Annotated in this window: 13 protein-coding genes; 7 read left to right on the forward strand and 6 right to left on the reverse strand. The window is 40.3% G+C overall.

Annotated features, from left to right (window positions below; all coding sequences use genetic code 11):
* The first annotated feature begins 1 nt into the window (after position 1).
* From EXE30_RS01295 to EXE30_RS01320, 6 genes are all read left to right on the forward strand, one after another.
* Positions 2 to 1,063 (forward strand): TPM domain-containing protein, encoded by a 1,062-nt coding sequence (locus tag EXE30_RS01295; RefSeq protein WP_130160857.1) that lies wholly within the window; start codon positions 2 to 4, stop codon positions 1,061 to 1,063.
* Positions 1,057 to 1,617: a TPM domain-containing protein gene (locus EXE30_RS01300; protein WP_130160858.1), complete on the forward strand. Its 561-nt coding sequence runs from the start codon at positions 1,057 to 1,059 to the stop codon at positions 1,615 to 1,617. Before EXE30_RS01295 ends, EXE30_RS01300 begins: the two co-directional genes overlap by 7 nt.
* A 446-nt stretch (positions 1,618 to 2,063) precedes the next feature.
* Positions 2,064 to 2,600 (forward strand): pilin, encoded by a 537-nt coding sequence (locus EXE30_RS01305; protein WP_130160859.1) that lies wholly within the window; start codon positions 2,064 to 2,066, stop codon positions 2,598 to 2,600.
* A gap of 182 nt (positions 2,601 to 2,782) precedes the next feature.
* On the forward strand, positions 2,783 to 3,295 hold the full coding sequence (locus EXE30_RS01310; protein ID WP_130160860.1) for a pilin: 513 nt from the start codon (positions 2,783 to 2,785) through the stop codon (positions 3,293 to 3,295).
* 78 nt (positions 3,296 to 3,373) lie between these two features.
* A complete protein-coding gene (gene tfpZ / locus EXE30_RS01315) occupies positions 3,374 to 4,108 on the forward strand; it encodes a TfpX/TfpZ family type IV pilin accessory protein (protein WP_130160861.1) in 735 nt (244 codons plus the stop codon).
* Positions 4,109 to 4,262: 154 nt separating this feature from the next.
* Positions 4,263 to 5,900 carry a PglL family O-oligosaccharyltransferase gene (locus EXE30_RS01320; RefSeq protein WP_130160862.1) on the forward strand — a complete coding sequence of 546 codons (1,638 nt, stop codon included), beginning with the start codon at positions 4,263 to 4,265 and terminating at the stop codon, positions 5,898 to 5,900.
* A gap of 50 nt (positions 5,901 to 5,950) precedes the next feature.
* On the opposite strand, the gene bfr is transcribed toward EXE30_RS01320, so the two are convergent.
* From bfr to gmk, 6 genes are all read right to left on the reverse strand, one after another.
* The gene (gene bfr / locus EXE30_RS01325; protein ID WP_004673178.1) at positions 5,951 to 6,415 is read right to left on the reverse strand and encodes a heteropolymeric bacterioferritin subunit Bfr; all 465 of its coding nucleotides are present in this window, start codon (positions 6,413 to 6,415) and stop codon (positions 5,951 to 5,953) included.
* Positions 6,416 to 6,706: 291 nt separating this feature from the next.
* Entirely contained in the window at positions 6,707 to 6,901 is a 195-nt protein-coding gene (locus EXE30_RS01330) for a bacterioferritin-associated ferredoxin (protein WP_130160863.1), read from the reverse strand.
* Between the two features lie 179 nt (positions 6,902 to 7,080).
* Positions 7,081 to 7,461, reverse strand: a complete 381-nt coding sequence (locus tag EXE30_RS01335) for a RidA family protein (RefSeq protein ID WP_121928920.1) — start codon at positions 7,459 to 7,461, stop codon at positions 7,081 to 7,083.
* 103 nt (positions 7,462 to 7,564) lie between these two features.
* Positions 7,565 to 9,673 (reverse strand): RelA/SpoT family protein, encoded by a 2,109-nt coding sequence (locus EXE30_RS01340; RefSeq protein WP_130160864.1) that lies wholly within the window; start codon positions 9,671 to 9,673, stop codon positions 7,565 to 7,567.
* A gap of 234 nt (positions 9,674 to 9,907) precedes the next feature.
* Positions 9,908 to 10,186: a DNA-directed RNA polymerase subunit omega gene (gene rpoZ / locus EXE30_RS01345; RefSeq protein ID WP_130160865.1), complete on the reverse strand. Its 279-nt coding sequence runs from the start codon at positions 10,184 to 10,186 to the stop codon at positions 9,908 to 9,910.
* Positions 10,187 to 10,256: 70 nt separating this feature from the next.
* Entirely contained in the window at positions 10,257 to 10,880 is a 624-nt protein-coding gene (gene gmk, locus EXE30_RS01350; RefSeq protein WP_130160866.1) for a guanylate kinase, read from the reverse strand.
* A 103-nt stretch (positions 10,881 to 10,983) separates the two neighbouring features.
* Between gmk and ispH the strand changes: the two genes are divergently transcribed.
* Complete coding sequence (gene ispH / locus EXE30_RS01355; RefSeq protein ID WP_130160867.1) at positions 10,984 to 11,934, forward strand: 4-hydroxy-3-methylbut-2-enyl diphosphate reductase; 951 nt, start codon at positions 10,984 to 10,986, stop codon at positions 11,932 to 11,934.
* Positions 11,935 to 11,966: the final 32 nt, after the last annotated feature.

An 11,966-nucleotide genomic window follows, 5' to 3' on the forward strand; every position in this document is an offset into this window, starting at 1 on the left:
TATGATGAAAACGTCAAAGCAAGTATGGACGCAGCGAATTTATGCTGTTTTCATCCTTCTTTTTACAACACTTTGTTTTCAACATACGGTGTGGGCGGAGCAAGCAACGGCAACAGATCAAAGTGATGTATTGATTGCCGGCAAAATTATCCAAGAGCAACAAAAAAATCAATCCACTGCACCGGCCAGTAGCAATGATACTGCTCCAGACCTACCCAAGGTTGCAGATGATATGGCTGAGGGGGAGTCTATACGCGGCTTACCCACTTTAAATCAGCCAGTCATTGATCAAGCCAATATATTGAGTGCTACTGAAACGCAGCAATTGAACCAAAAAATTCTCAGTCTCTATCAGCAGGGCAAGGCGCAAATTGGTGTAATTATTGTGCCGACTACAGGGCAGGAAGCAATTTTTGACTTTGCTTTAAGGACAGGTGAAAAATGGCAACTGGGTTCTGCTAAACGCGATAATGGCTTACTTATTGCGATTGCGGTTAATGATCGTAACATTCAAATTCTGACGGGCTATGGTTTGGAAGGGGTTTTACCTGATGTGGTGCTGAGTCGGATTATTCGCAATCAAATTACGCCAGCATTTAAACAAGGTCAGTATGCGCAAGGTATTGCGGCTGGTTTGGATGAGATTACCCGAATCGTCAATTTAGATCCAGAAGTCGCACAACAAGCTGCACAGGAATTAAAAGAGCGTCATGAACAAGCACTTCATCAGCAACAAGCCAAAGAAAATAGTCTTTCAATGGCACTTTTTATCTTGATTGCTGGTGTTGTGGGTTCATTGATTGTGGGTAAACGTTTAAGTGCATCTACTGCGGGGGTTGCAGCAGCCGTCGCTGGTTTGGTCAATGGGGCTGGCGTATTGATGAGCTTGTTGCTAGGTATTGGTGTGTTCTTTTTATTGATTACCTCACTGGCACAACTGATTTTCCAAGCCTTTTTATCAGGCGGCGGACGTGGCGGTGGTGGTTTTGGGGGCGGAAGTGGTGGTGGATATCGTGGTGGTGGCGGTGGTTTTGGCGGCGGAGGTGCATCAGGCTCATGGTAACTAAGACAGATACAACACAGATTATTACCCAGCCTAAACTGGATGAGCGTGTCCAACCTAGCTTGAAACGTTGGTTTAAGCATTTTTTATATATTTCTGCGACACATCGCTATTTTAGTAAGCAAGATCGTTTAGAAATAGCTCAGGCGGTACAGCAAGCTGAGCATGGACATGTTGGTGAGATACAGGTGGTGATAGAGGGGCATATCCCTTGTTCACAAGCTTATCATCAGGATACGCGCTTACGTGCGCAACAGCTCTTTGCTGAGTTGGGGGTATGGGATACCGAGTTGAATAGTGGCGTGTTGCTTTACCTAAATCTATGCGAGCGCAAAGTTGAAATTGTGATTGATCGGGGCTTAAAGAATGCAACAGATACTGAAACTTGGCAGCAGATTTGTCAGTTGATCATCGAAAAACTCAAACAGCAGCAATATCAACAAGGTGTTTTGGCAGGTATTCAGGAAATCGGTCATGTGTTGGCGATGTATTATGATCAGCCGATTCCTGAACAAACCAATGAGTTGCCTAATGAGCCGATTATTTTGAATTAATAGAGCTTGTACAGTTCCAAATATTTCGCCTTTGGCTGATGAAGGAGAATGTTAGAAATTCAATGTTGGGGGGATTTGCTCATATTTGATTGTGTCGTTTAATTAAGGGATATATCGCCTAGTGATAAACGGATGTTATTTGGCGATGAGTGGTAAGGTCAGTTACAATTTTTTTTATGTGACCTACTTCGCTCAATTTTAAAACAATAAGAGCATCATCAAAATTGACTTTAAAATCCAAGACGGGTAATGAGAGAAAGCTGACATTATTTGTCATTTATCCTCGTAAAATGTCCAAACTGCATCAATTGTGAACAGGCGTAATATTGTTTTAAGTCTCTGTTTTTTTAAGTTAAAATTGGCTAAGCTAGGAGCTGGCATGAAACATGCTGAATACAAAGTAGCTGAATAAAGCTTATAAAAAATTTATACATTGGAGAAATGTTATGAACACAATGCAAAAGGGTTTTACCTTAATTGAATTAATGATCGTTGTTGCGATCATCGGTATTTTGGCGGCAGTCGCTATTCCTGCTTACCAAGACTATACAGTGCGCGCGAAAATCTCGGAAGTGATTACTGCTGGTGCTGCAGCTAAATCAGCCATTTCTGAAGGCTTTCAAACTAATGGTATGGTTGGTGTAGATTCTGCTGCAACTGCAGTTTCTAAAGGTTCAACTACTGTTGCAGTAAGTAAATATTTACAAATGATTGAAGCTGCTCCTACTACTGGTATTATTACCCTTACAACGACAGCTGATACTAGTTTGCCATCAGATGCTCAAACTAAGACTATTGTAATGGCTCCTTATATTTCAGCTGCTGGTACTCCTACTGCTTTGACAAACGGTCTTGAAGGTTCAGTGCAATGGGCTTGTGGAACAACAACGATTACTCAAGCAACAGCTCGTACAAACGCTACAATTGCTGGTACAGCAACAGGTACTTTACCTGCTAAATTTGCGCCATCAGAATGTCGCTAATTTCTGATTGACATGTAGAAAAGAGAGTGCTTATGCACTCTTTTTTATGTTTGAATACTACAAAAAATGTCATAATTCGCCATAACTTGTTTTGTGTTAATAACTAATTGACTGATTTTATTTGATTTAATATTTGGCATGTTTCTTGATATATGTAATATATATGCTCAAGGAATAGCACAATGAAAAAGAGTCAGGGTTTTACTTTAATAGAGTTAATGATCGTTGTAGCGATTATCGGTGTTTTAGCGGCAGTCGCTATTCCAGCGTATCAATATCAAGCGACACGAGCGAAAGTAAGCGAGGCATTAGTGATCGCAAGTGCAACTAAAACATTGGTTAGTGAAGCTTATTTGGTGGGTGGTGTAGCAACTGTGGCTAGCACTGCAGCGAATTACAATACAATTCCTGCCGTTAGTAAACAAACTCAATATGTGTCAAACATTCAAGTTTCTAATGATGGTGTGATTACATTGACTTTAACTAATAATACCAATGCGGGGCTTATAAGTGATGTTTTGGGAAAAACTTTGGTTTTAACACCGAATATAGATAAAGCAAAACTGACAGGAACATCAGAAGGTAGTATTGATTGGGCATGTGCAACGACAACTTCTACGAATGCAGTGGCAAAAGGCTTGGTTGCAGATTTAGGGACATTGCCAGCAGAATATGCGCCGTCAGAATGTCGTTAGGTGTTACTTTAATTATATTTTTTCATGGGTTGAATCATTAAAAGTGTTTAGTCGCTTATATTTTTTATGTGGTTGAAAATGTCAAAACGCTTAAAATTTTTTCTAAGTCACTTATCTATTTCAGCAATTATTGCTTTAATCGTCGTAGGGCTTGTTTTCTTTGTTTGGTATCCAGCGTCACTTTCTAAAGCCGTTGGGGTAACTGATATTTTTCTGATGTTACTGATTATAGATGTGATTTTAGGACCTGTATTGGGGTGGATCGTCTATAAAGAAGGAAAAAAAACCTTAAAAATGGATTTAAGTATTATTATTCTGCTTCAACTCTCGGCTTTGTTTTACGGAATCTACAGTATCGGTCAAGGTAGACCAGTGTGGCTGGCTTATAATGTTGATCGTTTTGAAGTTGTTAGAAATAATGAAATTATTAATGATAATATTGCGAAGGCGCTGTCACAGTATCGTAAGTCATCATGGTTTAAACCTCAGTTTGTTGGCGTTGCTTTTGCAAAAGACAATAGCGTTCGTAACGATGAAATGTTCCAAGAACTATTTTCTGGTATTTCTATTGCACAAAAACCAGAACGTTATATACCGTTGATCGAGGTAAAAACACAAATCCAACAACGTTCTCAAGATCTGAAACTCCTCAAACAATTCAACGACCCACAAGCTGTACAGAAAATTTTAGCCAAATACCCACAAGCCAATGCTTTCGTGCCACTCAAAGCCACAGCAGTCGATATGACAGTTCTTATCAATAAAGAAACCAGTGAAGTAGTAAAAATCGTTGATTTACGTCCATGGAAATAATTGAAAAGGGCACTCCTATTGAGTTCATTGATCAAACGATGTGGGGAGACTTGATCATTCTCCTTGATTAAAAAATGTAGTTTTTAATGCTGAATTGAGATCAGTAAATGGCTTCGTTATATACTACTGCGAAGCCTTATTTTTATTTAACCTTATGCAAGCTCTCTGTTTTCTTCTCGCCAGTGTTCTACTTGGCTTTGCGTGGCTCTCGCCATTCCATACTTACCCATGGGTGACTTTTTCGAGCGATCTCGCTGGTTTTGCTGCGGGTATTGCGCTCTTTACGCTGGCCTTAAATAAAAATATAAAAGTGCCTAAAGCGCAGTTATGGATGCTGCCTATCGTTGTGATTCCAATATTACAATGGAGTTTCGGCTTAATTGGAGATCTGAGTGTTGCGTTACTGAGTTCATTTTACCTATTTACGTTTTGGTTAATGATTTTGCTCGGTTTTAACCTGTCGCTACAGCAACCAAACCGCCGTGAACAGTTGATGCAAGGGTTTAGTTATCTCGTGCTTGCAACGGCTCTAATCACCAGTTTAATGGCAATCATGCAATGGTTGAAATTGGAGTCTCATTTCAGCTTTATTAATCAATTGAGAGGCAATAGACCTTTTGCCAATTTCGGGCAACCAAACAATATGGCGACCTTTTTGATCGTGGGATTGTTTGGGGGGCTTTATCTGTATGAAAAACAAAAAGCAGCCTTATGGTTGCTGATACCATCGAGTTTCTTAATTTTATTTGCGATTAGTTTAAGTCAGTCTAGAACGTCGTGGATGGTACTGATTTTTGTTTTCATTTATTGGATCTATAAACAATATAGAAATAGCCCGCGTCTGAATTTTCCTAAACTGATTTTCTGGTGTGCAACTTTTGTATTGATGTCAGGTTACCTTTTACCGCTGTTGACGCAATGGATCGCAGTGGAACAGCTTACCGAAGTGGCCAAGACTGCCTCTATTGTTGATCGGGCGAGCCGAGGACATGAGCGTTTAGGAATGTGGATGCAAATCCTTCATGCGATCGCAGAACAGCCATGGTGGGGCTATGGATGGAATCAAACCAGTGTGGCAGTGGTGGAGAGTCTTCAGTTCAATACGGTACAGGTTTGGTTTAATAGCTCGCATAATATTTTGTTGGACTTACTGGTCTGGAATGGCATTCCACTTGGACTCTTGATCATTGGTTATATTGGACTGTGGTTGTTTTGGTTAAATCAACGAAGCAAAGAGACCGTTTCGATTATTGCGATGTTGATGGTCGTTGCGATTCTGATTCATGCCATGCTTGAGTTTCCGCAACGTTATGCTTATTTCTTATTGCCATTGGGCTTCTTATTGGGTCTGATTCAGTCGCAAACACCGAATTTAAAAGGCATCGAAATACATAAGAATATTATTCGCTGTGTCTGGGGGTTGAGTCTTATTGTGCTTCTGCTTATTTGGCGGGACTATAAGCTCTATCAAGATAATAGCCGTTTGGCTTTTGCGAAAAAGCCACCGACTGCTCGTATTTTGGGTAGTTCAGAAATTCTATTATTAACTCAGTTTGAGTGGCGTCTCAATTGGATTGCACTATCACCCGATACAGTGATGTCTGAGCATGAGTTAATGATGATCGGAAAAATGGTGAAGAATAAAGCAACCCCGTTTAATCTGAAAAAATATGCACAGCTGCTGGCATATAATGGTAGAGAGGCTGAAGCACAGCAATATATTGAGATTTGGAATCGGCTTTATAAAAAGCAACTGACTTTAGAGCAGGTGCTCGGTCAGTCCAAAAAGTAACAGCGATAAAAAAATCCCTTTCAAATTCTTGAAGGGGATTTTTTTGTTTCTTAAATTTGACTTTGAATATAGTTTTCGATGCCAACTTTTTCGACTAAATCAAGTTGAGTATCGAGCCAGTCTAGATATTCTTCTTCTTTCTCTAAGATTTCTTGGACTAAATCGCGTGTCACATAATCCTGTTCAACTTCAGCAAGCTCAACTGCTTGCTGAATCGTCGCGATATTTTCTTTAACTTTGCGAATATCACAATTCAACACTTCTTCGGTGTGCTGACCGATATACAATTTGCCGAGATGCTGTAAGTTGGGCAAACCTTCTAAAAATAAAACACGTTCAATGATTTTATCGGCATGTTTCATTTGGCGAATAGATTCTTTGTATTCTGCTGAACCGAGCTGTTCGATGCCCCAATCATTAAACATACGAGAATGTAAAAAATATTGGTTAATTGCAGTTAAATGATGATAAAGCACCTGATTCAGCTGATTGATCACTTCACGATTGCCTTTCATTGCGCTTGCTCCATAAAACACCAAGTTGATGCCCTAACAACTAAGGCAATTTATATGATTTTAATCAACAAAGAGGGTTATGGCGAGTAATTTATAGAACGGCAAATGAAAATCACAATCATGAGGAGTTCGGCGCTCAGAGGGGTGGTGATAGCGACCTAAGAAAATGGAAGTCTTGCAAGAACATTATTTTTATAAAAAAACCGCTTAGATGAAGAGGGGTTAAGGTTCGACAAGAAGCGGTGGAGTCGTAAACACGAATAAAATTTGGTTTATAAAAAATTAAATAAATCAGGCTGCAACAGATATGCGTGCTGCGATTTCAGCGAGTTCTTCACTGATAATAGCTCGGGCTTCAGGAGCACAACGTCCACAGCAGGTTCCTAAGCCAAGTTGTTCACGGATTTCACGATAGCTCTCTGTACCGTTGGCAACGGCATCTTTGATATCTTGATCGGTGATTCCACGACATAAACAGACATACATGGCAGACTATTCACAAATATAAATGCGATAATTGATATTATTGATAATTGTTATCGTTTGTCAATGAATTTCATTCGAATAGCAGATAGATTCTTATTGGGAATTTGAATAAAAAAACACCACCTTATCGGCAGTGTCTATGTTTTTCATTTATATTATTGAAAAATATGAGTTAAAAATTATGGAATAATGACAATACCATCCATTTCCACCAGTGCATTTTTAGGTAAGCTTGCAACGCCAAGTGCGGCACGTGCAGGGTAGGGCTGAGCGAAGTATTCACCCATAATCTGATTGACCAGTTGGAAGTGAGACAGGTCGGTGAGGAAAATGTTGAGTTTGGCGATGTCCGCTAAGCTACCACCAGCAGCAGTACATACTGCTTTTAGATTGTCAAAAACCCGACGAATCTGAGCCTCAATGCCATCCACGAGTTCCATACTGTATGGGTCTAAGCCAATTTGACCTGAAAGATAGAGCGTATTGCCAACAAGAATTGCTTGAGAATATGTTCCGATCGCAGCAGGGGCGTGTTCAGTATGAATAACTTGACGTGACATTAAGCTCTCCTATGTCATTATTTTCTATCTTAAGCAAAGCGACTTTAACACAAAAGCATAGCTGCGAAACGACTGAGTACTGCCGAGTCGTTTTCAGATGGTTTTAAACCACTTTAGCGACTTCTGGCTGGACGATCGGTATATTTAAGCGTTCAATGCGCGGGAAATTCAGATGCATACGCAAGTCACGAATAATTTGTGCAAGTTGTTTTCGATTGTTCACCACGATATTGACGTAGGTCTTTTGATCTTGTGAATGAACCATTTCAACCCCAGTCTTTGCTTTACGACATTGGTAGATCAGATCAGAAATTTGTTCATCGTTCATGGCCATATGAATACATAAATAAGCACTAAAGCGAACATCATCTATTTCTTCTGATTGCCAATATAAAGGCATGATATTTTCAGGGTGTAAATGTTGTTCGTGCAATAAATTACGGCAGCGGGAACGGTGCACGATCAAACCGCGACGTGATAAATGTCCTTGAATCGGATCCCCTAATACGGGATTGCAACAATGGGCATATTTAACATCGACGCCTTCGGTACCTAGAATTAAACGATCAGATCCTTCATGGACATGGGTGTGATGATCTTGAGCAAATAGATGATTTGCCACCAATTGAGGAAGTAAGTCACCGACAGCGATCTGTTCAAATAAGGTATCTTTGCTGCTTAAGTGTCGCCACTCTAAAACATTGATCCAATCGCTCTGGGAAAGATCGTTGATAGAGCGATGGAATAGTTTTAAAGCTCGATTTAGTGCTTGTTGGCCAACTAAACGTTGTTCATCAATATCTTGATCTCTGAGCATATTTTGCAATGCGCGACGTGCTTTTTGTGTGTTAATGAAGCTTAGCCAATCTGGATTCGGCGTGGCCAATACATCCGTAATGATCTCAACCACCTGACCGCTATACAGTGGAGTGGATAATGGACGAATTTCACCATCGACTTTGGCACCAACAGCATGGTTACCTAAAAATAAGCTTGCTGAATACGCGAAATCAACTACGGTTGCACCTTGTGGTAGTTCATGAAGCTGCCCATGAGGGGTATACACCCAGATTTTCTCTTGATGTAGATAGTCCAGTAAATCACTAAAGGTGGTTTTGGCACACTCACTGTCAATTAAGGTGTTCAGGTTTTGCATAGATGCTTGAATCGCTGATCGACAAGCCTGAGGTGCATTTTCCCCCAATACCACACCAAAACGCGCGGCTTTGCGCATCAATTCAGTTTGAATGGTGAGAGAGAGCGTGGTTTTTTCACCTTTTAACTTAATCATTAACGACTGATTACCACCTGGTAAAGGGCGGCGAATATGGTCTCGATATTGTAAGACTTGAAAATTATCTTTCAGTGCCGTGACCAGGCGGTCGCAATCCGCAATGCTTTGTAAAACGATTTCAAAGGCGTGGCTATGGCTCAGTTCATTTAAATCAATTTCATTTTTTACAAAGTGGCGCAGCAATTCAATATTATTATTTTTCTTTTTAATTCGACCTTTTATCTTATGGTTTTCTAATAAATCGGATAATTTTTGTTCCCAAATGGTTTGATATTCACAGCGTTTAGGTTTGGTTTCTAATAGTGCGGTTTGTATATCATTGAACATATCAAGGTCAAGATTTTGATAACATAGATGTTCTAGGTTATCTGCCATCTCGTTCATGCCCACAAGACGTGCCATAGGTACAAAAATATCAAACGTCTCTTGCGCGATTCGAGCACGTTTGTCTGGGCGCAACGCGCCTAGCGTGGTCATATTATGATAGCGATCTGCAAGTTTAATAATAATGACACGAGGATCTTGTAAGGTGGCTTGCAGGATTTTTCGGAAAGATGCAGCTTTGTTATATTCTTTATCACTGGAGTGGCTAAGTTTGGTGACGCCATCTACGAGTTCAGCGACGACCAAGCCAAATTTTTCTCCAATCTCATCTTTGCTAAATTCAGTGTCTTCAATCACATCATGTAATAGGGCAGCCATAAGTGTATCTGGATCGAGACGCATATGCGCCAAGATACAACTCACAGCAATAGGGTGTAAGACATAGGGTTCGCCACTTTTACGGGTAATACCGCTATGTGCTAAATCGGCAAAATCACAGGCAGCAAGCACACGCAGGACGTCGCTATCTTTAAGATAGGCATCGATAATTACTTTTAACTGTTGCTTGGCTTGGCTGACCTCTTCGCCTGGCATAGAAAAACACCTTTTATAACATGAATTCAATAATGATAACGTCTATGGATATTTGCTTTAGCTTCTAATGAAAAGCATATTGCTAAACTTGTCAATTTGTTCAGGAGAAAAACTCGAAAATTTTTCCAATGAAGGATATTGCTTTTATCAATATAGAACAGGACCTATTGACATTTCAACAAACAAAAAAGCCCAGTGTCTTCACAATGGGCTTCTATGCAAAGTAAATTCGACTTAGAAAGAAAAACCTTCTAAGTTCAATGAATTTGTAGACAATACCATATCAAGATTTGAAGTTTGGTAGTCTTGATCGCGTTGTTTCAAAATGTCTTTAGTCACATGACCAACCGCAATTTCACGTAAAGCAACAACGGTTGGTTTGTCATTATCCCATTCTACAGTTGGTTCCATGCCTTGACGTGCTAATTGACGTGCACGTTTACTCGCCACCAGTACCAACTCAAAACGGTTATCTACGTGGTCTAAACAATCTTCAACGGTTACACGTGCCATAAGTTGTCTCGTTTGAACAATACATCTGAAATGACTAAATAGTATAAAAGGCTTTTAAGGAAGACTCAAGTTATTCGCGATGGAGAGTAATTAAGTTTTCAATTAATTGTTGATGACGATTACTTTGTTGCAAGGTCTCTAAACGATTGGCGCCGATAATCGCTTCTAAATCATGGACGGCTTTATTGAAATCATCATTGATAATCACGTAGTCAAAGCTGGCAAAATGACGCATATCTTCAACGGCACAGCTAAGACGATGTTCAATTACTTCAACTGAATCTGTGCCACGGTTGGACAGGCGTTGTCTTAAATCGTACTGTGTTGGAGGAAGAATAAATATTTGTTTTGATTCTGGAAAAAGTTTACGAACTTGCTCAGCACCTTGCCAGTCAATTTCTAATAATACATCGTGACCTTGTTGTAATTGCTCTTTTACTTTGGCTTGAGAGGTTCCGTAATAGTTACCAAATACTTCAGCGTATTCAATAAAACCGCCTTGTTCGACTTGGGCTAAAAAGGTTTCTTTATCGGTAAAATGATAGTGAACGCCATCTAGTTCGCCAGGGCGTTGACCACGAGTCGTGTGTGAGACTGAAACATGAAGATTACTGACTCGATCGAGTAGGGCTTTCACTAAAGATGTTTTGCCCGTTCCTGAGGCAGCAGAAACGACAAACAATAGACCCGACATGATACTTTCCTGATATGATAAAATATCTTGGCTATTGTAGTGCAGCGTGCCGCTAAACGAAATAGTTTGGTATAAATATTCAGATGCTTAGAGTGAGGATGTTATGGAAATCGTGTTAGCCAATCCACGGGGTTTTTGTGCTGGTGTTGACCGTGCTATAGCAATCGTCAATCGCGCACTAGAATGTTTTAATCCACCGATCTATGTACGTCACGAGGTAGTACACAATAAATTTGTGGTCGATGATCTCCGTCAGCGTGGTGCTGTATTTGTCGATGAGTTAGACCAAGTGCCTGATGATTCCATCGTGATTTTTAGCGCACATGGTGTTTCAAAGGCCGTACAACAAGAAGCTGAACAGCGTGGATTGAAAGTATTTGATGCAACTTGCCCATTAGTGACTAAAGTCCATATAGAAGTCACTCGCTATGCACGTGAAGGGGTAGAAGCGATCCTGATTGGACATGCAGGACATCCAGAAGTTGAAGGTACGATGGGGCAGTATGATCTATCTAAAGGCGGCGCGATCTATTTGGTTGAAGACGAGCAAGATGTTGATGATTTGATGGTGAAACATCCTGAAAAAGTTGCTTTTGTTACGCAAACCACGTTGTCAATCGATGATACCGCAAAGGTGATTGATGCTTTGCGACTTAAGTTTCCACAGATTCAAGGTCCGCGTAAGGATGATATTTGTTATGCCACTCAGAATCGTCAGGACGCGGTCCGGGATTTAGCTGAGCAATGTGATGTGGTGCTAGTGGTAGGTTCTCCGAATTCTTCTAATTCTAATCGTTTACGTGAGTTGGCTGAACGCATGGGTAAATCTGCTTATTTGGTTGATAACGCGGATCAGCTAGAGCAAGCTTGGTTTAAAGCGGACAGCAAAATTGGTGTGACGGCTGGTGCATCAGCGCCTGAAATTTTAATTAAACAAGTGATCCAACGCTTACAAGATTGGGGTGCAACACCGCCTAAAGAGTTACAAGGTACAGAAGAAAATATTACCTTTAGTCTGCCAAAAGAGCTGCGTATACAGGTGATACAAGCCTAATTTTATTAGAAAAATGTGAACTAGGAACGGAT

The organism is Acinetobacter halotolerans (assembly GCF_004208515.1).
GTDB classification, from domain to species: Bacteria; Pseudomonadota; Gammaproteobacteria; order Pseudomonadales; family Moraxellaceae; genus Acinetobacter; species Acinetobacter halotolerans.

Coding starts and splice junctions, on each gene's coding strand:
- tfpZ (WP_130160861.1), top strand. CDS start 3,374: ATGTCAAAACGCTTAAAATTTTTTCTAAGTCACTTATCTATTTCAGCA.
- EXE30_RS01320 (WP_130160862.1), top strand. CDS start 4,263: ATGCAAGCTCTCTGTTTTCTTCTCGCCAGTGTTCTACTTGGCTTTGCG.
- EXE30_RS01305 (WP_130160859.1), top strand. CDS start 2,064: ATGAACACAATGCAAAAGGGTTTTACCTTAATTGAATTAATGATCGTT.
- EXE30_RS01300 (WP_130160858.1), top strand. CDS start 1,057: ATGGTAACTAAGACAGATACAACACAGATTATTACCCAGCCTAAACTG.
- ispH (WP_130160867.1), top strand. CDS start 10,984: ATGGAAATCGTGTTAGCCAATCCACGGGGTTTTTGTGCTGGTGTTGAC.
- EXE30_RS01330 (WP_130160863.1), bottom strand. CDS start 6,901: ATGTATGTCTGTTTATGTCGTGGAATCACCGATCAAGATATCAAAGAT.
- EXE30_RS01335 (WP_121928920.1), bottom strand. CDS start 7,461: ATGTCACGTCAAGTTATTCATACTGAACACGCCCCTGCTGCGATCGGA.
- bfr (WP_004673178.1), bottom strand. CDS start 6,415: ATGAAAGGCAATCGTGAAGTGATCAATCAGCTGAATCAGGTGCTTTAT.
- EXE30_RS01295 (WP_130160857.1), top strand. CDS start 2: ATGATGAAAACGTCAAAGCAAGTATGGACGCAGCGAATTTATGCTGTT.
- gmk (WP_130160866.1), bottom strand. CDS start 10,880: ATGTCGGGTCTATTGTTTGTCGTTTCTGCTGCCTCAGGAACGGGCAAA.
- EXE30_RS01340 (WP_130160864.1), bottom strand. CDS start 9,673: ATGCCAGGCGAAGAGGTCAGCCAAGCCAAGCAACAGTTAAAAGTAATT.
- rpoZ (WP_130160865.1), bottom strand. CDS start 10,186: ATGGCACGTGTAACCGTTGAAGATTGTTTAGACCACGTAGATAACCGT.
- EXE30_RS01310 (WP_130160860.1), top strand. CDS start 2,783: ATGAAAAAGAGTCAGGGTTTTACTTTAATAGAGTTAATGATCGTTGTA.